Annotated in this window: 17 protein-coding genes; all 17 read right to left on the reverse strand. The window is 60.4% G+C overall.

Going from position 1 to position 20,915, the window contains the following annotated elements; genetic code table 11:
* Window positions 1-205: 205 nt before the first annotated feature.
* Window positions 206-1,438: a glycosyltransferase family 4 protein gene (locus ONB52_13385; protein MDZ7417129.1), complete on the reverse strand. Its 1,233-nt coding sequence runs from the start codon at window positions 1,436-1,438 to the stop codon at window positions 206-208.
* A 13-nt stretch (window positions 1,439-1,451) separates the two neighbouring features.
* Window positions 1,452-3,233 carry a hypothetical protein gene (locus tag ONB52_13390; protein MDZ7417130.1) on the reverse strand — a complete coding sequence of 594 codons (1,782 nt, stop codon included), beginning with the start codon at window positions 3,231-3,233 and terminating at the stop codon, window positions 1,452-1,454.
* Window positions 3,230-4,579 (reverse strand): O-antigen ligase family protein, encoded by a 1,350-nt coding sequence (locus tag ONB52_13395; GenBank protein MDZ7417131.1) that lies wholly within the window; start codon window positions 4,577-4,579, stop codon window positions 3,230-3,232. Before ONB52_13395 ends, ONB52_13390 begins: the two co-directional genes overlap by 4 nt.
* A 240-nt stretch (window positions 4,580-4,819) precedes the next feature.
* On the reverse strand, window positions 4,820-5,590 hold the full coding sequence (locus tag ONB52_13400) for a class I SAM-dependent methyltransferase (protein MDZ7417132.1): 771 nt from the start codon (window positions 5,588-5,590) through the stop codon (window positions 4,820-4,822).
* A gap of 185 nt (window positions 5,591-5,775) precedes the next feature.
* A complete protein-coding gene (locus tag ONB52_13405) occupies window positions 5,776-6,882 on the reverse strand; it encodes a DegT/DnrJ/EryC1/StrS family aminotransferase (protein MDZ7417133.1) in 1,107 nt (368 codons plus the stop codon).
* Entirely contained in the window at window positions 6,863-7,882 is a 1,020-nt protein-coding gene (locus ONB52_13410) for an NAD-dependent epimerase/dehydratase family protein (GenBank protein ID MDZ7417134.1), read from the reverse strand. Before ONB52_13410 ends, ONB52_13405 begins: the two co-directional genes overlap by 20 nt.
* A complete protein-coding gene (locus tag ONB52_13415; protein ID MDZ7417135.1) occupies window positions 7,854-8,621 on the reverse strand; it encodes a glycosyltransferase family 2 protein in 768 nt (255 codons plus the stop codon). The genes ONB52_13410 and ONB52_13415 overlap by 29 nt, the downstream gene beginning before the upstream one ends.
* Window positions 8,622-8,646: 25 nt before the next feature.
* Window positions 8,647-9,021, reverse strand: coding sequence for a hypothetical protein (locus ONB52_13420; GenBank protein MDZ7417136.1), 375 nt, complete (start codon window positions 9,019-9,021; stop codon window positions 8,647-8,649).
* 98 nt (window positions 9,022-9,119) lie between these two features.
* The gene (locus ONB52_13425; GenBank protein MDZ7417137.1) at window positions 9,120-10,190 is read right to left on the reverse strand and encodes a glycosyltransferase family 2 protein; all 1,071 of its coding nucleotides are present in this window, start codon (window positions 10,188-10,190) and stop codon (window positions 9,120-9,122) included.
* Window positions 10,191-10,292: 102 nt separating this feature from the next.
* Window positions 10,293-11,999, reverse strand: a complete 1,707-nt coding sequence (locus tag ONB52_13430; GenBank protein MDZ7417138.1) for a glycosyltransferase family 39 protein — start codon at window positions 11,997-11,999, stop codon at window positions 10,293-10,295.
* A gap of 62 nt (window positions 12,000-12,061) precedes the next feature.
* The gene (locus tag ONB52_13435; GenBank protein MDZ7417139.1) at window positions 12,062-13,168 is read right to left on the reverse strand and encodes a DUF1972 domain-containing protein; all 1,107 of its coding nucleotides are present in this window, start codon (window positions 13,166-13,168) and stop codon (window positions 12,062-12,064) included.
* A 34-nt stretch (window positions 13,169-13,202) separates the two neighbouring features.
* Window positions 13,203-14,810: a glycosyltransferase family 39 protein gene (locus ONB52_13440; protein MDZ7417140.1), complete on the reverse strand. Its 1,608-nt coding sequence runs from the start codon at window positions 14,808-14,810 to the stop codon at window positions 13,203-13,205.
* A 160-nt stretch (window positions 14,811-14,970) separates the two neighbouring features.
* A complete protein-coding gene (locus ONB52_13445) occupies window positions 14,971-16,203 on the reverse strand; it encodes a glycosyltransferase family 4 protein (GenBank protein ID MDZ7417141.1) in 1,233 nt (410 codons plus the stop codon).
* Window positions 16,200-17,693, reverse strand: a complete 1,494-nt coding sequence (locus ONB52_13450) for an oligosaccharide flippase family protein (GenBank protein ID MDZ7417142.1) — start codon at window positions 17,691-17,693, stop codon at window positions 16,200-16,202. The genes ONB52_13445 and ONB52_13450 overlap by 4 nt, the downstream gene beginning before the upstream one ends.
* Before the next feature lie 7 nt (window positions 17,694-17,700).
* Window positions 17,701-18,903: a glycosyltransferase family 4 protein gene (locus tag ONB52_13455; protein MDZ7417143.1), complete on the reverse strand. Its 1,203-nt coding sequence runs from the start codon at window positions 18,901-18,903 to the stop codon at window positions 17,701-17,703.
* A gap of 3 nt (window positions 18,904-18,906) precedes the next feature.
* Window positions 18,907-19,830, reverse strand: a complete 924-nt coding sequence (locus ONB52_13460; protein ID MDZ7417144.1) for a hypothetical protein — start codon at window positions 19,828-19,830, stop codon at window positions 18,907-18,909.
* A 59-nt stretch (window positions 19,831-19,889) separates the two neighbouring features.
* Entirely contained in the window at window positions 19,890-20,915 is a 1,026-nt protein-coding gene (locus ONB52_13465) for a Gfo/Idh/MocA family oxidoreductase (GenBank protein ID MDZ7417145.1), read from the reverse strand.

Raw genomic sequence — 20,915 nt, forward strand, 5'->3', positions numbered from 1 at the left:
CCATACCACAAGCTCAGCGGAAGAGAGTTTCATACCAGCAAAGCCGAATCGCTGCGTGCATCCGGGGCGCGGCCGGGCTGCCAACAGCCAACCGGGCGGTCAATGTGCGGGGACTCTGACAAAACCAGGGTGGCTGCGATGCAGCAACGGCATGGATTCAAAGAACAAAACCGGTGGAGGCACGCGCATTACCGCCGTTTCGCACTCAGTTCCGCAGGCGCTGATAAACCGCGTGGATGCGCTGGTAATGCACTTCCGGATCGAACTCCCGCTCGGCAGTGCCACGGGCCGCGCGGCTCATGGCCTTTAACCCTGTCTCGTCATGAAGCAGCGCCTGTATCAGTTTTGTCAACGTCACATGATCTTTGGCATCGAACAAACGGCCATTGACGCCGTCTTCGATCAACTCGGGCATGCCGCCCAGCCGGGTGGCAATCACGGGCTTGCCCATCGAGAAGGATTCGTAAATCACCAGGGGCGAGTTGTCATACCATTCACTCGGCACCACCACGAATTTTGCCCGCCCCACCAGCGTCACCAATTCCCGCGCGCTGCGATTGCCGAGAAACACGACATTGGCGAGGCCATGCGTCACGACAAATTGTTCGAGCTCCGGCCGTTGCGGCCCATCGCCGATGATCAGCAGCTTCGAGACCTTCACATGCTGCATCGCCCGCAGCAGGGTGAGGATGCCCTTCTCCGCCGAGAGGCGGCCGTAGTAAACGAAGTAATCGTCACACTCGGGCGAGTAGGGGAAATCCGCCATCTCGATGGTGTAGAACTGGTGCCAGACGCGCTGGGCGGCCACGCCGCTTTGCCGCAACTTTTCGCCGAGGAAGCGGCTGGGCACGTGAAACAGGCGGATGATGTCGTAAATCTTCATCCACCGGTGCAGGTAGGATTCCGCCGCCACCATGGCGCTGGCGGCAAGCGAGTCTTTATGGCAGCGCTCGAGCACGGCATGATAGAAGCGGCCCTGCACGCATTTTTCACACAGGCGATTCTCACGCATGACCAGCAGGCGATAGCTCGGGCAGACCAGCTTGTATTGGTGGCAGGTTTGCAGCACCGGAATGCCGTGGCGCTGAAACACATGCAGGATCGAGGGCGAGATTTGATGATCGATCATGTGCAAATGAACGAGATCGGGCCTGACTCGATCGACGAGGCGCTCGACCCTGGCCCGGGCTTCGGTGGAATAAAGCATGCGGCCGAAAATTTTGGGCGCAGCCGCAAAACGGCGCAGCCCGGTGTGGCCGTTGTACTCGATGTTGGAGACAAAATAATCCGACCAGGCCGAGGGGAAATTGTCGGGGTGCTGCATTGCGAAGGGGATCACTTCGTGGCCGTGGCGTTCGAGCACGCGCTTGAGCTCGAAGAAATAGCGCTCGGCACCGCCCTTGATGAAGTGATACTTGTCGATCATCAAAATTTTCATGGCGGGAACGTCGTCACGGTTGTGGCGGCAGGAGTTCCGCTGCGGGGGCAGCCGCGGGGAGGTCCTGCCGGTCGGCCGGCCAGCGAAAAAGCGCGGCCGAGTCGGTGGGGCGTTTGAATTCCCGCACCAGCGCCAGGGTAAAGCGCTGGTGCGCCAATTCTCTTTCGAAAGCGTTGGCCGCCAGAAAATAGGCCTGCGGATTTGGGCCGGCGCCCGGCCAATCGGCGGCCGCATGGATTTGCAGATCGTCGCGGCCGAGCACGCGCAGCATGTTGAGCTTGTCCTCTGCGTTCATGATTTTGACGCGGCGGGCGCGCTCGCGCAGCGGGAGATGGCGCCGGTCAAAGCGCGTCAAACCCAGTTCCTCCTCGGAAAACTCATAAAGCTGCGCGCCGGCCGGCAGCTCACGCTGCAGGTAATGCATCACCTGCTGAAAATTTTGATTGGAATCAATCGCGATCTGTACCACTTCAAACGGCTCGGACAGCGCGGGCACACGGCCGGAGAGCACGACCGCCAACGGCACCGCCATCACCAGGGCACCCCCGGCCAGCAGCGGCACCCGGCGGCGCGACGTGCAGATCTGCCGCTGCCACCATCCCGCCAGCGGCTGCGACAGCCGCACGATTAAAACCCCCAGAGCCATCGCAAACGCAAAACCGGATTCCAGCAAGTATCCGTTGTGATAGTACCTGGCGGAAAGAAAACAAATCAGCGAGGCGCCCGCCCAGGCAATGGGCATGCGCACCTGCTCATCCCGGACAAACAGATAAAGGCAGCAGAACACCAGCCAGTAGATGGCCAGCGGCGGCAAAGCCATCACCGTGAAAGTCACGATCAGCGTGAGTGGCAGCCAGAGCCCTGCAAGCCTGTCGCGACGGAACCGGCTGCCGGCCTGCTGGAGGAGATGCTGCCAGACGCCGCCGCCGAGCAGTGTGAGCAGCAGGATGCCGGTGACGCCGCTGGTGAGCAGGCCACCATAATAGAAGAAGCGTTCGCGCAAAAAGGCGATGATCGCCGCGAGATGTGGCCCCTCCGCCAGCACCGAGCCTTCGCTGGTCTGCGGAGAAAACGAGATGAGATAAAACGCCGGGGGCAGCAGCAACAGCGCCGGCCAGTTCCGGCGCAGGAAATCCAGGCGCTGACCGCGCCGTCCCAGCCATTCCGCCACCAGGATCGCGACCATCAGCACCGGCGTGGTTTGCCGTCCCATGGCCGGCACCAGAAACAGCAACATCCCCGCCAGCGACCACCCGCGTTGCCGCTGCAGATAATCCCAAAAGAAGAAAAGCAGCGCCAGTTGATAGAAAAACGAAACCTGAATGGTGAGATGATAGAGATTGTACATCGTGCCGTGGAAGGCGGCCAGCAACGCCAGGCAGCTCCACACCGCAACGGCCAGGCCCCAGCGCTGCTCCGCGATCCGGAAGAGGAAATAAACCGCACTCATGAACAACACGCCACCGACGACATAATAGGGGCCGGGTGTTGTGCCGAACATTTCCCACAGTCCCTTGATGTAAAGATAGATGAACGGCCGCCAGTAGGGCCCCATGCCGGGGTATTTGTCAAAGCCGTTGACGGCGGGATCAGGCGACAGTGCATGATGGAGCGGCGCGGTGAATTCCTTGGCCCACAACAGCAGGGCGGAATCATCGTGACGGAAATAAAACTGCGCACCGATCAGCGGAATGCTGAGGAAGGGAAAAAGCGCCACAGCCAGCCCCAGGCGGCGGGCCCTGCCGGCCGCCGCCACCGGGGGAGTCGGCGAAAGATTGTGTTGATCAAGTTTCATGAGGTTGCAAGCACGGGCTGCTTTTTCTGGGCCAATGCTGCCTGTTTTTGTTTGAACAGCACCACGCGTTTCAAACGGCTGACGCTGTAGAGCAGTGCCAGCATCAGCCAGAAATAGGCCTGCACACCGTAATTGATCCAAAAATCCGGACCGACCCAGGAGGCCAGACAGAAGCCCAGCAGGCTGGCGAGCGCGCCGCGGGCATAGTTCGCGGCATAGAGCACCGCCGAGCGGCTCACCGCCCAAATCTCCCGGAAAATTTCAAAGAGAAACCACAGAAAACAGACCAGACCCGGCAGGCCGGTTTCCGCCGCGATCAGCATGTAGACATTGTGCACGAAAATGACCGAGGCATAGAAGCGGTCATTGTTGTAGCCCACCCCGATGACAGGGTTGCGCATGATCAGCGGGATGGTCTCCTCCATCTGCTGGCCGCGGCCCTCGAGCTGGCCTTCGGCGTCATCTTTGAAAACCCGATCATAAATTTTCGGGGCGAACTTGATCGACAGCAGGCCGCCCAGCAGAAAAGCCAGCGCCAGCAGATTCGACAGCACCCGCCGAATCTTCACCCCGCGGTTGGTGAAATCCACCGCCAGCATGATCAGCATGCCGAAAATCAAACCGCCCCACGAACCGCGATTGTAGGTGGCGAGCAATGCCATGAAACCGATGCCGAAGGTGACAAAACCATAGGTGATCCACTTCGCATTGCGCTCGGCCATGGCAGCGATGACGTAGCGTGCCACCAGCGGCAGCATGAGCAGGAAAAACATGCCCAGGTGGTTGGCATGAAAAAAGGTGCCCTTCGCCCGCCACCACATGTAGGATTGATAATGATCGATGACCCCGACTTTGAAAAACGGGATCTTGAATTGCAGCAGACCCAGCACGCTCTGCACCAGCACCGCCGCCATCAGGCAGCCGACATAGAAACGGATGTCATCCGGCGTCTTCACCGTGCGCAACACCGCAAAGAACATGATGAGATCGAACCCGAACAGCACGAAAGGCGCGCGCGCCATGTTGGCGTCGATGGCCTTGCTGATGGCGAGCGCCGAGAACAGCAGCAGGCCGAGCCACGGCCACAGCACTCGCGGCTTGGGGTGAGGCAGGTCCCGCCGGGGCTCCAGAAACGACTGCAGCAACAGGGCGAGAAATGCCAGATAGCTGAGAGTGAGGCCAGCGCCGAAGAAGGTCAGCAGCATCTCGATCTGAAAGCCGGCGGTCACCGTGCCATACGCCAGCAGAAAACGGCGGCGGTTGGGGGCAATGAAATAGCCGACGATCAGCACCAGGGCGCAGAGAACGACAACCACGACTTTGGATTTGAACAGGAGAGGTTCCATCTCACCCTTCAGTCATTGGCAAAGGTGGATAAAAAGTGTCACGTTTGTGCAGCGGTTGTTGACTCAGCAAAACTCAATCCAACTGGTTGGGAGGTGGGAGGTCCGGCTGGGTTGTTGCGGTGAGCTTGGAGCAGCAATATTTTCAGATGATTACACCGACAACGTTTGTTCACAAAAGGCGCGCGCCCAATCCACAAAAGAGCCACGATAAAAACAAGTGACCACTCACGAACGCCTGTTTCAACCTGGAACTTTTACGACCGCACTCACCGAGCTGCCAAACGGCCGGCGAATAAACTGGCCCAGCCGCTCTTCCAGCCGGATCAAGTGGGTCAAGCAGGCGTTGAGCAGGGAGTGATTAAGGGAGAGGTCCGAGCTGACAGCGGCAGCTTCAGGGCGGCCACGGCGCCAAAGGCGGCGCACCACTGCGACAACGGGCAGGAACATCAGGTAACGATATTCCAACCGAACAATCTCGAAGCCGGCCCTCTCGAGTTTTCGTTGCAAGCCTGCAGCGGTGTAACGCCGTTGCGTCGCCACCGCCTGGTCATGCTCCCCGCGCAGCCACTCGTAGGCTGGCAAATTGAGCAGCAGGATGCCGCCCGGTTTCAGCACCCGCCGCATTTCCACGAGTGCCGCAGCCTCCTGCTCATCGGGCAACAGATACAGGACATCGGAGCTGATGATGGCATCAAAGCTGTAACTGGGAAAAGGCAGTCTGGTCACCGAGGCACAACATAATCTGCCGTGCAGTGGCTCACGACTGGCGGCAAGCTGCAAACCGGCGGGGGCGAGGTCGAATCCCAGCGCACGGTAACGCAATGACTGCAACAGCGCCAAAGAGGCGCCGGTGCCACAGCCGGCATCGAGCACACAACTGCCTTCGGGAAGATAACGCCGCAGGCTGGCGGCGATCCACTGATGGAGGGCATGATACCACCAGTGTGAAGTTTCCGCCTCAAACATGCGGCGGTACTCGTGGGGGAGCATGAGGGTGGAGGAACTCGACATGCACAATCCTCGGCAGGCCGCGATGTAATGCCACCACAAAAACGCTGTTGCGCACGCTTCCGCCGGTGGGCAGCCGGGAGAGGGCCGGGCCACGTTACAACGAAGCATCCCGCCATGAAAATTTTTAAACCGTGACGACGCGGGGCGCAGTGCCTGAATTGCCGGCGGCGGCAAGCGGCACCGGTTCAGTGCTTTTGAAAGAACTCGCGAATGCAGGCGGCGACAAATTCGATTTCTTCCGCCCGCATTTCGGGATAAAGCGGCAGCGAAACGATCTCACGCGCGGCATGCTCGGCTTCGGGCAGACAACCGGCCGCCAGGTTGAGATCGCGATACGCTTCCTGCAGATGCACCGGCACCGGATAGTGAATGATGGTTTGTACGCCGCGCTCCGTCAGGAACGCGCAGAGTTGATCGCGCTGCGGGGTGCGCACCACATAGAGATGAAAAACATGCTGGCCGTGGGCGGCCCGCCGTGGCAGGGTCAGGGGCAGGTCACGCAACAGCTCGTCATAGCGCTGCGCCAGCTCCTGCCGGCGCGCATTCCAGCGGTCGAGATGGGGCAGCTTGGTGCGCAAAATCGCGGCCTGCAACTCGTCGAGCCGGCTGTTGAACCCCTTGGTGGCGTGGTAATAACGCCGGGTCTGGCCGTAATTGCGCAACAGCCGCAGACGCTCGGCGATTTCCGGCTGATCCGTGCAGACCAGGCCGGCGTCACCATACGCGCCCAGGTTCTTGCTGGGATAAAAGCTGAAGCACCCGGCGTCACCGCAGGTTCCGGCTTTGCGGCGTCCGTAGGTGGCACCATGAGCCTGACAGGCATCCTCCACCACCCGCAAATTGTGCCGCCGCGCGATTTCAAGCAACGGCGCAAGATCGGCAGTCTGGCCGTAGAGATGCACCGGCAGCAGCACTCTGGTGCGGGCGGTGATCGCTGCTTCCACCTGTGCCACGTTCATGGTGAAGGTGTCGGGGTCGATATCCACCAACACCGGCGTGGCTTGCGCGAAGGAGATGGCGGAAATGGTGGGCACTGCGGTGTTGGGCACGGTGATGACTTCGTCGCCGGGTTGCACGCCGCAGGCCAGCAGTGCCAGGTGCAGGGCTTCCGTGCCGGAGCCGACGCCCACGCCGAAGCGTGCTCCGAGATAGGCGGCAAACTCCTGCTCGAATGCCTCCAGCTCTTCACCCAGGATGAACCAGGCGCGCCGGCACACCCGTGCCATGGCCGCCTCGATCTCGGGTTGCAGCGTCACATGCTGGCGCGTCATGTCAAGAAAGGGAATTTTCATGCTTGGGCCAGTAGTACTGTTTGTAGTTGCGGAAATACTCGACGGTGCGCTCCAAGCCTTCACGCAACCGCACCTGCGGCTCCCAGCCCAGCAGGCTGCGGATCTTTTCATAGTTGCCGTAGTAGTCGCCGATGTCGATACGCTTCTTTTCCTCGGGAAAGGGCACGATTTCATAGGAGCCGCTGCCGGTGATCTCGAGCAGGATCTCGACGAAACGCAGCAGGCTGAACACTTCCAGGCCGCCGAGGTTGAAGGCTTCCCCGTTGGCACGATCGTCGGCGGCGGCAAGCAGGAAGGCATCGACGACATCATCGACGTAATTGTAGTCCCGGCGCTGTTTGCCGTCGCCGAAAAGCTTGATGCACTCGCCGTTGATCGCCTGGCGGATGAACACACCAATGAAACCCTGGCGGTTGTGCTTCATCAGCATGCGCGGACCGTAGGTGTTGGTCAGCCGCAGCGAACAGGCGCGGATGCCATAGACGTTGTTGTACAGCAGGTGGTACATTTCGCCCGCCATCTTGTTGATGCCGTTGACATCAGTGGGCAGCATGAGATGGCGTTCGTCCACCGGCAGGTATTGCGGCTTGCCGTATTGCTGGCGCGTGCCGGCAAAAACGATTTTCACGCCGGGATTGAAGCGCCGGCAGGCTTCGAGAAGCGACAACTGGCTGATACAATTGATTTCCAGATCATTGTAGGGGTTTTCCATGCTGTCGATGTGGCTGACCTGGCCGGCGAGGTTGAAGATGTAATGCTGGCCGCGCACGAGATAATTCATGGTCGAGCGGGTGCGCACATCGGCGATGTTGATGCGCAGGCGGTCTTCATAGCCGTGCAGGTTGAAGAGGTTGCCACCATAGTCATCGATCAATGAATCGACCACGGTGACACGCGCGCCCGCGCTGGCCAGGCGAATGGCGAGGTTGGAACCGATGAATCCCAGCCCTCCTGTGATCATGACATTTTTGTCATGAAACGGCTTCGTGAGGTCTTGCATGAACCGGTTGTCGCGATAGAGATTCCTTCTTGATGACGAGCCGCCACCACAGCCGGGCGAGATCGAGGCCGACGCGTGCGATGCGGCGGAACCGAAAGAAGGTCGATTTGCCGCTGGCGCGATGAAAATGGGTGACCGGCACCTCCGCGAAACGGCAGCCGGCATCGTGCATCTTCTTGATCATCTCCACACAAATGACACCGCTGTTGTGCTCGAGATGAATTTTCTCGAAGATGCTGCGCCGCATCAGCCGAAAATCGCAGTCGACGTCACGGATGGTGAAGCCGAAAGCCAGCCGGGTGACGGTGTGATAAAGCCGGCCGATGACGATGCGATACCAGGGATCGTGCCGTTTGATCTTGTAGCCATTGACAATGTCGATGCCCGGGCGCATCGCAGCCACCAGCTTCTTGAGCTCACGCACGTCGTACTGGGCGTCGCCATCGGTGTAAAAAATGAATTCCTTGGTGGCGGCGGCAAAGCCGCTCTTGAGCGCACCGCCGTAACCGCGGTTCTTTTTGTGGTGCACCACGCGGATTTGCGGGAAAGCCTTCTCCAAAAAGTTCAGAACCTCGACCGTGCTCTCGCCACTGCCATCATTGATGAGAATGATCTCGTAATCGCTGGTGATCTGCTCGGCGGTGGCGATCGCCAAAGCCGCCAGGCTCCCAATCGTTCCCCAGTCATTATAGACCGGAAAGAAGATGGACAGGCTGAGGCCGTTCGTGCTGTGTTCCATGGGCGAGCGGAGTGTTGGTCATGGCTCAACTCTGATAGGTCATGAAAATTCCCGCGCTCATCAATCCCACCCCGATCCACCGGGTGATCGTCATGGGTTCGTCGAACAGCCACCAGGAGAGCACCAGAATGAGAATGTAGCTCAGCGTGGTGGAGATGGGGAAGGCCATGCTGAGCTGGAAGCGCGACACCACAAAAATCCACAGGGCCGCACTGACACCCGCGCTCAACACCCAGCCCAGCAGGTAGGGATTGAGCGCCAAACCTAGCAGTGTCGTCAACAACTGGTTTGGGTCAAAAGTCAGCCGCTGGGCCGTGGTTGCCTTTTTCAGCAGCAACTGCCCGGTGATCGTCGTGGCGATCGAGATCAGGAAGATAAGGTTTGCGGAGGTTTTGCTCATGTCACCTACAAGAGCGGGTTTCGTGAAAGCGCTGTGCAAGCATCGGAAAGGTAACTTGAGAAACTACTGTTGCTTGCCCTGGCAACGTACCGACAGTTTCACGCAGATGCGGAACGATTGCGGTCTTCCAGACCCAGCACTTCGTCGACCAAATACAGCGGCCGGCGCTTGACCTCGTCGAAAATCCGCCCCAAATATTCGCCAATGATCCCGATCGTGATCAGTTGAATGCCTCCCAAAAACAGCACGGTGATGATGATGCTGGCAAAACCCGGCACGTAGGAGCTGGGCACGAACAGACGGCGGTAGAGCTGCACCAGCGCCATCACGAATGACAAGCCGGAGGTGAGAAAGCCCAAAATCGCAGCCATGCGCAGCGGGGCGTGGGAGAAGGATACAAAACCGTCGAGCGCCAGTGTGAGCAATTTATAAAGCGTGTAATGTGTCCTGCCGGCATACCGCTCATCCCGCTCGTACGCCAGACCGGTTTGCCGGAAGCCGACCCAACTGCGAATGCCGCGCACAAAACGATTGCGCTCCGGCAGGGAGCGAATCACCCGCACCACCTTTTGATCCATGATGCAAAAATCGCCGCTGTCCAGCGGAATGTCGATATCGGCGATGCGCTTGATCAGGCGGTAAAACAGGGCGTAGGCGGCGCGTTTGAAAATGTTCTCCTTGCGCTTGGTGCGAATCGCATACACCACGTCATGGCCCTCCTGCCACTTGGCAATGAACTGCGGCAGGCACTCGGGCGGATCCTGCAAATCTGCATCCATCACAATGACCGCGTCGCCGGCGGCGAAATCCAGGCCGGCGCTCACCGCTGTCTGATGGCCGAAATTGCGGGTAAAACTCACGAGCTTGACCCGCGCATCCTGTTGATGCAGACTGCGCAGGATTTCCCGCGAGCGGTCGCGGCTGCCATCATTGACAAAAATGATCTCATAAGGCTCTCCAAGCGCACTCAACACCCTGGTCAAACGCTGATAAATCTGCAGGAGATTTTCTTCTTCATTGTAAACCGGCAGCACGATGGAATAGCGGACGCTCCCGCGGGCGGCGGTGTCGTGCGCACGGCCAATGCGGGCGCTGTTTTCCGCGGTGGTGGAGCCGGTGCCATTACCGAGACCGGTGTCGCGCTGCACGGACGGAATTGAAGGGTTCATAGGCATCTGTCTCGCTGAACTGGGGAACATCACGCGCGCGGGGAGTTGCCCCCTGGCCGGTTCGGGCCGTATAAAAATTCCCCCCTGAACCACTTCGCCGGCTCAGGGCGACTCTTCCGGCCGCGCTGCGGGGCTGCGGTCAACGGCCGGTTCAAAAAGGTAGATGATCGTTCGCAAACCGGGGGCCGGGCTTTGGTCGTAGATCGCATGCAACTCCGGTGGCGCGGTCGCGGGCTCGTTCAACTGCTGCAGGTTGGGAAAGTGCGCGGCATACCGCTCCGCCCATACCACATGGGTGACGCCGCGATACCCGGCATATTGCACGAGCCGCGGCCATTCGTTTTGCGAAAAGGTGGCGCCCGAACGAATGTTATGATTGCCGGCGTAGAAGTTCACCGCCTTGTTGTAGCTCATCAGCACCGGCGTCTTACTGGTGTGCCGGCGCAACCATTTCCCCGCCTGCTTAAGCTCAACGGCCTCACTCCAAAAATCGGTATCCAGTGCGCGCCGCTGCACGATGCTGCCGAGCTGGGTCCCAAAACCGAAGAACAAGACAAAACCAAGCACGCCACTCCAGGCGCAACGCTGCCGGCCGGCATCGCTCCAGCGAGCGCCCCGCCGGCTCTGGCACAACCCTGCTACCAGCCAGTCTTTCAGCAGCACCAGCCCATGGCCGGCCCAAATTATCGCGACCGGCAACAGCGCGATCAAATAACGTTCATTGATGTGAAACAGCGGCACGACGATGAACCAGAAGAATCCCAGGCAGCTCAACAAATAAAAGCTCAGTCGTGCCTGCGCCGGCTGCCAGGGGCTGCCAAACAGGCCGAGGACAAACGGCACCAGCAAACCCAGGGAGAAGATCGCCGGCAGCTCCGAACGGGTCAGGCGATGGAGGTGGGTTGCATATTTCCGCACCAGCAGTGCCGGCGAATTCTGGATCGGCAGTCCGCCCTGCCTGGCGGCCGCCTGCACAAAATCACCATCATGATAAATCTGGTCGTTGGGATAAACGCGATTGTCTTCCGAAAGCGTGTCGAAGGTGCCGAGCTTGCCCGGCGCGAAATATTGCGCCTCGAGTTGCTGCACGGCCGCGCCTTTGGCGCTCAGCGTCCAACGGCCGGTTTCACCATGCAGGTAAAAAATGTAGGGCAGTGCGGCCAGCAGCCAGGCGCTGCCGGCCACCACGGCCAAACGCATCACGCCAAGGCGCCGCGCCCGGAACCAGTCCCCGACCGTCAACAGCGTTACAAACAGGACAAAGACCAGCAGGAAGCCGACGCCTTCCGGCCTGGTCAAATAGGCCAGCCCCCAGCACAAACCGGCAAGCAGGGCACGTCTTGCCGAGTCGCGTTTGAGACTTTCCCAGCCGCACCATAAACCCAGTGTGGCAAACAGCATGTAAACGGGTTCGGCCAGAGCACTGGTGGCACCGAACGCCAAAGGCGGATAGAAGGCCACAAGCGCCGCGGCCCCCCTGGCACTGTTTCGGCCAAAGAGATCAACCCCCAGGCGATAAATCGGCCAGAGGAGCAACCCGCCACAAATAATGTTGACCAGCCGACCGGCCACTTCCAGATCCGGCACCAGCAGGCTCAGCAAGCCACTGAGCGCGGGATACAATGGTGACCAAAAAGGATGCAGCCAGCCGTGAAAGTTGGCAGTGGCGAAATTGGCCGCGAGATTCAGATAATGCGGTTCATCCCAGCCGATGGCGAAGCGAAAACGCAGGAGCAACAGCCGAAAGAGCAGCGCGGCTGCCAACAAACCCAGAAAGGGCCAATCCCTCGACTTTTGTGTTGTGTTCATGGGCTTCCGTCAAGCAACAACCTGCGGGGCGGGTGCGTGCGGGCGCCACGCCGGCAGCCGGCTCACTTTTTCTTTCCCAGCATGCGAAGAAAAAGCGCCTCATAATCTTCCGTGATCCGTTCCCAGGTGTAATCGCGCTTGATGATTTCCACCGCCTTTTTTCCGGCTGCAGCCACGGCTTCGGGATGATCCAGCAGGTATTGCATCTTGTCGGCCAGGTCGCCGTTGCGCGTGGTGGAAAAGAAATAACCGGCATCCTCGAGCACTTCGCGATGTTCGGGAACATCATTGGCCAGCACACAGTTGCCGAATCCCATGCCCTCCAGCAGTGCCGGATGGGTGCCCCCCACCTCGGTCGCCTGCACGTAGAAATAGGCATTAGATTGCAATTCTTGATAGCCATGACCGAAAACATAGCCGGTAAAGATGATGCGGGGATCCCTGGTGGATTTGAGCGCGCGAATATACTCGCTGCTGTAGGGTGCGTCACCGACCACCACCAGCCGCTTGTCGGTTTTGACCTGCTCAAACGCCTTGACCACCAAATGGGCATTGTTCTCCGGCTCCAGCCGGCTGACATAAAGCACATACTCCTGTGGACGCAGGCCGTATTTCCTGAGCGTGTCATTGGCCGGCACCTTGGTGGTGGGCGCGCCGTAGGGGATGAACACCGAGTCCTGCTTGAACTTTTCGAGGTAATACTTCTTGATGAACTTCGAATCGGTCACCACCACATCGGCGAGCTTGGTGGCCAGCCATTCCGAGACCTTGTAGTACCATTGCCCGAGCTTGTTCCATTTTTTGCGCTGCCATTCCAGGCCATCGACATTGATCGCGACCTTCTGACCAAACAGACGCGGGATGAGGCAGAAGATCGCGTTGGCGCTGTTGCACACCAGGATGGCATCGTACTTTTCCCGCAGCGCGGCATGCCAGGCACACAGAAAAGTGTGCGCCACCGTGTCGAGGTATTTATGGCTGATGGTCGGCAGAATGATCAACCGCACGCCGTGATAGTAGGGATCGCGGTACTTGATGTTGTTCGAGCGGCCATAAACCGTCACCTGGTGACCGCGTTTCACCAGTCGCGTAGCAACCTGTTCCGCGAAAGTTTCAAAGCCCCCATAGTTTGCCGGTATCCCCCGAATTCCCATGAAGGCCAGATTCATAAGCGATCCACTGACTTTCCTGTGTTCCATCTGTTCAAAATTGCCTATCCAGTTGCGCCTCACCCACCGGACGGGGCGGGTAACGATAAACCAGCACTGTATTGTTGGCGGTGGTGAGCGTGCGCTCAAAATGGGAGAGGATGAACTCGCGCAGCGGCACCGGCACGAACACCGGCGCCTCCAGCAGCTTGTAGTGCTGGCCAAGCATCCAAACCGTCCGGCCCTGCGCCGTCACCTGCTGCAACTGCGCCAGGTCTTTGATGAAGGGTCTGCCCGAGTAGAGATCGAACGGTTCCCCGGCGGCGTCGCGGAGCTGGTTTTCGAGTGCCAGATCAAGATCGGCAAAATTGAGATCATAATCCACCCGGCCGAGATAATGCAGCGTACCGAGCGCGTCGGTGGAGATGATCACATCGGTGCTGTCGCTGTGTTCGCGCACAAAGCGGCAGGCCTCGCGCCATTCTTCCATGTACATCGCGCCGTTGAAGCTGCCATCAGGGCTGAAGGGAATGGCGCGCGCCAGCCGCACCGCGGGGGTGAGCGGCAGCCAGGCCAGAAAAACGCCGGCAATGATCGCGCTCACCAGCCCCGGCCGCAGTCGCGTCCGCGCAAACCAGCGCTGCCGGATGGTCTCAGCTTCCTGGTGCATGAGGTTCGCAAAGGCAAAGGCACACACCATGATGAAGAATCCATAGACATGAAACAGGTATTGAAAATGCCGGTACGCGAACACCGTCATGAACAGCAACAGGGTGCCGAGAAACAGCGACAGCACATAGAGGCCGGCGCGGTGGGCGCGGCCGAGAATTTGATAGGCGCCGATCACGAACAACAGCCCCAGAGGAAACTGATAGTGATCGAAGAGAAAATCGACCAGCAGCATGCGCCGCTGGAAGCGCGTACCCTCCGCCCATTTCGGCATGAAACCCAGGGCATAATCGACGAAAGCGCGCAGCGAGGGCAGTGCCAGCAGCGCCAGCAGCGGCACGAAAACCAGCAGCCAAAAGGTGATGAAGTATTTGCTGCGCACCATGGCCGTCACGCCCTGCTGCCGCCAGTGCACCACGGACTGCAGGCCGGTATAGCACAGCACACCCGCCATAAACAGCGCGGTGAGATCATGCACCTGAAAGGAACACCACAGCAGCACGGCGGCCGTCAACAGCCAAAACAGATTCAAATTCCAACGGTCCAGAAAACGTTGCAACCGGCCCGCCGGCACCAGCTTGTGTTGCCATGCCGCAAAACGGCCGCGGGCATCGTTCTCGAAGCCGCGATAAAAGGCGTAGCTTGCCAGCAGAAACAGCAATTGAAAAAGGGTGTACATGCGCGATAGACGCGACCACCCGATGGCGAAGGGCGAGATCGCGGTGAAGAGCGCAGCCAGCAGCGCCGTTTGCCCGCCAAAGAAGCGCCGGGCAACCCAGAACACGGCGGCGATGCCCAGCACGCCCAACAGCGCGCTCGGCAACCGCAGACTGAACTCACCCTCCCCCAACAGGCGAAAGGACAGGCTCACCAGCTTCGAATACCACAGCGCGCGCTCATTGGGTTCGCCCGAGGGGAAAACTGCCCGGCCGTTTGCGTTGAGCGATTGCGCGGCATAATAGTGGTTCAGCTCGTCGATCCAGATGCTGGGCACTGCCAACTGATAAAAACGGAGGAATGCGCCCAGTCCGCAGCAACCAGCCAGGAGCAACAGGGCGGTCAACGAAAGCGGATTTTTGTCGAGATGGTTCATAATCAGGTGTTTTGCACGTCAGTCTGTTTCCCTCCCGGCAGCAACCGCGGGTGCCGGCGCTTCATTGCGACGCGTTCATCGCGGCCGGCGGCAAGTTGTCGGGGGCGGTGCCGGCAGTCGAACATTCTCCCCGGCCAGGCAGCAACTGCAGCAGCCGCTTTTGATATTGTGCGGCGATGGTTTGCCATTGATACTCTTCCGCCACCTTGCGATACGCCCGGCGCGCCATGGCCTGCCCATCGATCGTGCCCTGGACCATCTGCATGATCGCCTGCATGAATTCGTCCCAATCGTCGGCGATGACGATTTCCCTGCCCTTCACAAAATTCAGGCCTTCCGCGGCCACGCTGGTGGCGACGATCGGCCGGGCATGCGCCGCATATTCGAGAATCTTCAGGCGCGTGCCGGAGCCGGAGCGCAACGGTGCGATGCAAACGGTCGCGTGCTGCAGCAGGGGCTGCAGGTCATCCACAAAGCCGGTGAAGGCGAGCCCCTGCCCGACGCGGCTGTAGTCCGGTTGCTGCGGCCCGCCCACGACCACGAACACCAGGTCACGATCGCGGGATTGTGCGCGCGGCGCCAGCTCTTCGCGCAGCACGCGAATGGCTTCGGCGTTGGGGGGATAGTCGGTCTTGCCGAGAAACAGCGCGAGTTTTTTGCCGCGCAGTGGTTCCGGCAAGGCCGCCGCCGGTGCCTCCCGCCGCGGTGCAGGCAGAGTGATGCCGTTTGGCACGATCCAAATTTTTTCCGCTGGCGTGTGAAAGCGCTCGGCCAACAGGCGCGCATCGACTTCCGAACACACCACCACGCGGTCGCAGGCTGCCAGTGCCCGGCGTTCCATCCGCGCCGTGAGGTGCGCCAGCAGGGGCAGGCGGTAGGCACGCTCGACGTAAACCACTTCGATGTTGTGTTCGACCAAAATCAGCGGCACCCGCCGGGCACGCGCCAGCCGCCAGGCCAGCGGAAACGACCAGAGATGCTCACATTGCACCGCCGCAATCTCCAGTCCGGTGAGCGCCTGCTGTGCGCGTGCGAACACCGCCGCGCCATAGCATCCCAAAATCGCCGGATTGAAACCGAGCGTCTGCCGGATGAAAGGCGGCGCCTGCCGCGGCACGAATACGCGATGCGGCAGCTCCTGCTCCTGCGGCGCGGGTGCCAACAGGATGGGGTGCAACGCGGACAAATGGCGCAGCAGGTTCACGATGCGCACATTGGCGCCGGTGTTGTGCGGCACGGTGGCATGATAGGACACGCACAACAAGTGTCGCGATTTTTCCGGCAGGGCGGTCATGCTCCTCCCTTGGCCGCCGGAGAAGAGACCACGGCAACACGCGCAGCCTCCGGCTGCGGCTTGGACCGGGCGAAGCGGGCCGCGGCCATGGCCCGGAGCTTCATCATGTCTTCGCGATCGATCTCACCGAACAACCGGAGCAAAACGACATACCCTGCCAGCAACGCGGCAAACTTGACCAGCAACTCCCACGGGCTGGTGGTGGGAAAACAACCGGAAAGCGCGAAGACGAGCACGGCAGCCGCGCCGGCGCGCAGCAGAGGGGCGGCGTGCAGTGCAATGCCGAACAACCGGGTGACATAATAAGTGTTCGCCAGCACGCCGAGCAGCAGGGTTGCGGTGGTGGCCAGGGCTGCGCCCGTGGCGCCCCAACGCGGCACGCCGAACAAATTGAACGCGAGATCGACGGGCAGCAGCACGAACACGATCAGCGTGCAGACTTTCATGCCGCCGCCCGCCATCGCCATGGTGTTGATCACCATGAAAACGGCATAAAGCGACAACCCCACCATGAGCAGGCGCAGGATTTCTCCGGCGCCGGCATAGGCTGCGCCGAAGAACAACACCGCCAGCGCGTCCGCCGAGGAGGACACCAGCGCCAGCAGGGGCAGCACCGCCAGCAGGGTCAGGCGCAGTGCCTGCCGGATGAGGCGTTCACTTTCCAGGCGCTGGCGCCGGGCCACGGCATGGGAAAGCCCCGGCAACAGTGCACCGGTGAGCGCGATCGCGAACGAATAGGGAATGCGCGCAATGGTGGACGCGGCAGTGTAGAAACCGACAACCGTGCCGGAGAGATGATACTTGACGACCCAAAGATCGATGTAGAAAAACAAATTGACGCCGATCGAATAGAGGATGTTCGGCACGATGAAGTGCAGCAATCCCCTGCGGTCAACCGCGGCGGTGTCATGGGGCAGACGGGTCCACCACCAGCCCAGCACCAGGCCGCAGAGGGAGCCGAGGATGTTGCCGACCAGGGCGCCCACCACCCCGAATCCCGCCCACAACAGACCGGCGGTGAAGAGAAACTTGCTCACCGAATACGTGCCCGCCACCAGTGTCTGCCGGCCGAAATGCTTTTGGCCAATCAACATGCCGGCATAGTACCAATAAAAGCTGAAGAACAGGACATCGAACAGCGCGATCTGCAGCAGCGGCACCAGCCGGGCATCATTGAAAAAACCGGCGAGCAGCGGCGCCGCGGCGAGTGCCGCGCCCCACGCGACGACCGTGTAACCCAACTGCCAGCGCAGCAGCACACGGTGCAGCGCGCCCGCCCTGCCGGGGTCCTCGCCGACATAACGCTGCAGCGCATTGGGAATGCCGGCCACCACGCACAGCTCGCACACCATGAGCAGCGAGTAGACGATGCCATACACGCCGTACTCCTGCGGGCCCAGCCAGCGCGCCAGCACCACGCTGATGCCGTAACCGCAGGCGAGAAACAGTCCCTGCCCGATGAGAAGCAGAAAGGTGCCGCGCAGCAACATGAGAAGCTCACCCGGCTTGTTGAACGAAAGGTTGTGCCGCCGTCCGGCGCGGGGCTGGTGGCGCCGCAAGGGCCGCGCGCGCGCTGGTGGCGATTTTACCCAATTCCTCCCCGATCTGCCGCAGGCTGCAGTGCGCTTCGAAGGTCTTCCGGCTCTCCTGTGCCAGATGGCGGCGCAGGGCTTCGTCCTGCTGCAACCGCAGAATGGCGGCCGCCAGCGCCTCGGGATTGCCCGGTGCGCACATCAAGCAGTCACGCTCGTGCTGCAGCAGCTCGCGATTGCCGGGCGAATCGCTCACGATCACGGCTTTGCCCATTGCGATCATCTGAAAACATTTGTAGCCGATCACCAAACCGGCTTTCGGGGTCAGGCCAAACTGCCCGCCCAGGCAGATGTCGGCATCGGCGATGCGTTGCACCAGCTCCTCACGGCTCACCCAGTCGATGAACGTGAGGTTGGGAAGCGCGAGCCTTTCGGCCAGGGCGTGCACCTGCTCCTGCGTCTGGCCGCGACCGATAATCTCGAAGCGCAGGCCGGCGTGCTGGCGCAGCAAATGCGCCGCCTGCACAATGTATTCGATCCCCTGCAGGGGAATGAAGGTGCCGTAAAACAAAACCGTGCACCCCGGCGGCTGTTGCGGCCGCGGCGGCCGCGGCGCGTAGACGGGGTCCGCGCCGATGAACACGCGCTGGAATTTCTCGCGCGGCAGGCCGTAAAGGCGGGCAAAATAGCCCGCATGTGCCGCGGTGTCGGTCAACACCACCGTTGCGCAGCGAAACAGAAAGCGGTCATACCATTTCAGCAACGAGGCGATCCGCGAGCCGGCTTTGAAATAACCGCGGTCGCTCACCAGCGTCTCGTACAGCGAGATGTGAACGTTGAACAGCAACGGAATGCCCCTGCGCCGGGAGATCAGCCGGGCCAGTGGCACATCGAAAAAGCCGGGATAGCCCACCACGATCGCATCGAGGTCGGGCAGCCGCCACAGGCTGGCGAACAGTGCAAAACTGTTCTTGATGAACGTGAAGGCGAAGGCGAGCGTGCGCCACAGGCTGCGATAGTGCTGCACAGCGTCGCGCCGGGCAGCCGCCGGCCGGTTGCACTCGATCACTTCGATGCCGGCCTGCTGCATCCCGAGGATATGCGTCGAGTTGTGCGGCTCGTTCCAGTCATACGAGCCGTAGTAACACACACGCAGCTTGCGGTTCATGATTCACGCCAGCATCTCATGCGTCGCCGCCGGCAACGGCTCGCGCGGTTTGCCCGCGGACTGGTAGTGGCGAATGATCGAGAAGGTTTCCCGGGCATGCGTTTTCTTCGACACGCCGACCACCACGGCGGCGATATTCGGCAGGGAAAAAAGATACTCGTAGGCTTCCCCGGGCTTCAAATACCCTGCGGCCAGTGTGCTCATCGCCAGCAACTGCAGGCGGTGCTCCCGCAGCGTCTGCTCGAAGGCGGCACGTGAAGGATTCACCTGATACCCGAGTTTGTTGATCGAGGCCATGATCAGCGGGTTGTCGATGCCCGCACGCCCGAGCAGCCGCATCAGCCTGCCGAGATTTTTGGTGCAAAAGGCGGGAATCGCGCCGTATTTGCCCTGCACATGCTCGGCGTAGAGCTGGAACACCTCGGGCACCTCCCAGCCGAGCGCAAGATCCGTCATGACATCATGCAGGAAAATCGCCCGCAGGTTGAGAGAGGCGAAGGGCGCGACTTCAAAATCTATCATCGCGGTCAGAATTTTTTTGAAATCCCTGGTCAGCAGGCCCATGCCGCCGCGCCAGAACATGCCCAGCTTGTCTTGCAATGAAGTGCCGCTCAGCGCATCCTTCACGATGTTGACCAGCCCTTTTTCATTGGCCTGCTTGATGTATTTGGCAACGTAGGGCACCAGCAGGTAGATGCCCAGCTCGCGCTGCAGGCGGGCGTCCTTCTGAATCTCCCCGGCAACCACGAAGGCGCGTTCATGGGTGGACATCATCATCCCGCGCACGCCCTGGTCGAAGGAAAAATTGACGATCTCCATAATGCGCGCGGCCTCGCTGAAATAGGCCTCGCGTTCATTGCCGGCCTGCGCCTCGAGATGATTCACGCCAAAAAACTGATTATGGCCGAGTATAATTTTGTCGATCATGCTCTTGTCCTTGCCACACTGAATCTGATGCTTGCTCGTGCCCGTCTGCCGTTGTGAAATCACAGCGAGACCGGCGCGCCATGTCCGGCGGCCGAGGCATAAATGGCGTCAACGATCCGCTGCACTTCGTAGGCGTTGCGCACGTCGCTCTCCAGCCGGGTGCCGTTTTTGACCGCGGCAACAAAGGCGCTGTCCTGCCGGGTGTATTGCGGCCCGCCCAGGTCGATCTCCACGCCTTCGAAGAGATCCGGCTTCATGAAGTTGGTCCAGCCCGCGGGAAAACCCGCCGCCGCTTTGTCCAGGTAGAGTTTCACGTAGTCATCGCAAACGATCAAATTGCCGTTGGCGGCGTGCACCGTGAGACTGACCTCCAGCAGGCGGTGATGGCGCACGCTCCAGGAGGAATCGAACCAGCCGGTCAGGCCGCTGGCGAATTCGAAATGGGCATGGGCGAAATCTTCCACCTCGCGCGAGTACCAGTTGCGGGTATGCGCCGACACCCGGCTGACCGGGCCGAAATACCAGCGCAACAAATCGATGAGGTGGGTGGCCTGGCCGATCACCACGCCGCCACCGGACTCCTGCTTGTTGTAGCGCCAGCCCTTGCCGGTTTTGAAAAGCTGCGAAACGTAAATCGTGGCCTGAAAAGTTATCAGCTCGCCGAGGGCACCGCTTTGCAGCAGTTGCTTCGCTTTCGCAAAGGTTTCGACGTAGCGCATCATGTAGCCCACCATCGTGGTCAGCCCGCGTTTTTCGACGCCGGCGACCAGGGCTTCGGCCTCCCTGCTGGTGAGGCTCAACGGCTTTTCGAGAAAAAACGGAATGCCGCGTTGCAGGCACGCGTTCGCCATCGGCACATGCAGGAACACCGGCGTGGCAAGCACCGCGGCATCGGGCTTGGACTGGTCGAGCATCTTCTGAAAATCTTCGTAGATCTCCACCTCCTGCTTCAGGCTTTGGGCAAAGCCGAGCAGGAATTTCGAGGTGTCCACGATGGCGCACAGCCTGACCCCTTGCAGGGCGTTCATAATGCCGGCGTGCAACAGGCCCATCTTGCCAATGCCGACCACGGCAACATTCAACAT

The sequence above is a fragment of the candidate division KSB1 bacterium genome (genome assembly GCA_034506255.1).
GTDB classification, from domain to species: domain Bacteria; phylum Zhuqueibacterota; class Zhuqueibacteria; order Zhuqueibacterales; family Zhuqueibacteraceae; genus Coneutiohabitans; species Coneutiohabitans thermophilus.

Bases quoted from the DNA above. Each gene is read 5' to 3' on its own strand.
- ONB52_13385 (MDZ7417129.1), bottom strand. From the start codon at position 1,438: ATGAAAATTTTGATGATCGACAAGTATCACTTCATCAAGGGCGGTGCC.
- ONB52_13390 (MDZ7417130.1), bottom strand. From the start codon at position 3,233: ATGAAACTTGATCAACACAATCTTTCGCCGACTCCCCCGGTGGCGGCG.
- ONB52_13395 (MDZ7417131.1), bottom strand. From the start codon at position 4,579: ATGGAACCTCTCCTGTTCAAATCCAAAGTCGTGGTTGTCGTTCTCTGC.
- ONB52_13400 (MDZ7417132.1), bottom strand. From the start codon at position 5,590: ATGTCGAGTTCCTCCACCCTCATGCTCCCCCACGAGTACCGCCGCATG.
- ONB52_13405 (MDZ7417133.1), bottom strand. From the start codon at position 6,882: ATGAAAATTCCCTTTCTTGACATGACGCGCCAGCATGTGACGCTGCAA.
- ONB52_13410 (MDZ7417134.1), bottom strand. From the start codon at position 7,882: ATGCAAGACCTCACGAAGCCGTTTCATGACAAAAATGTCATGATCACA.
- ONB52_13415 (MDZ7417135.1), bottom strand. From the start codon at position 8,621: ATGGAACACAGCACGAACGGCCTCAGCCTGTCCATCTTCTTTCCGGTC.
- ONB52_13420 (MDZ7417136.1), bottom strand. From the start codon at position 9,021: ATGAGCAAAACCTCCGCAAACCTTATCTTCCTGATCTCGATCGCCACG.
- ONB52_13425 (MDZ7417137.1), bottom strand. From the start codon at position 10,190: ATGAACCCTTCAATTCCGTCCGTGCAGCGCGACACCGGTCTCGGTAAT.
- ONB52_13430 (MDZ7417138.1), bottom strand. From the start codon at position 11,999: ATGAACACAACACAAAAGTCGAGGGATTGGCCCTTTCTGGGTTTGTTG.
- ONB52_13435 (MDZ7417139.1), bottom strand. From the start codon at position 13,168: ATGAATCTGGCCTTCATGGGAATTCGGGGGATACCGGCAAACTATGGG.
- ONB52_13445 (MDZ7417141.1), bottom strand. From the start codon at position 16,203: ATGACCGCCCTGCCGGAAAAATCGCGACACTTGTTGTGCGTGTCCTAT.
- ONB52_13450 (MDZ7417142.1), bottom strand. From the start codon at position 17,693: ATGTTGCTGCGCGGCACCTTTCTGCTTCTCATCGGGCAGGGACTGTTT.
- ONB52_13455 (MDZ7417143.1), bottom strand. From the start codon at position 18,903: ATGAACCGCAAGCTGCGTGTGTGTTACTACGGCTCGTATGACTGGAAC.
- ONB52_13460 (MDZ7417144.1), bottom strand. From the start codon at position 19,830: ATGATCGACAAAATTATACTCGGCCATAATCAGTTTTTTGGCGTGAAT.
- ONB52_13465 (MDZ7417145.1), bottom strand. From the start codon at position 20,915: ATGTTGAATGTTGCCGTGGTCGGCATTGGCAAGATGGGCCTGTTGCAC.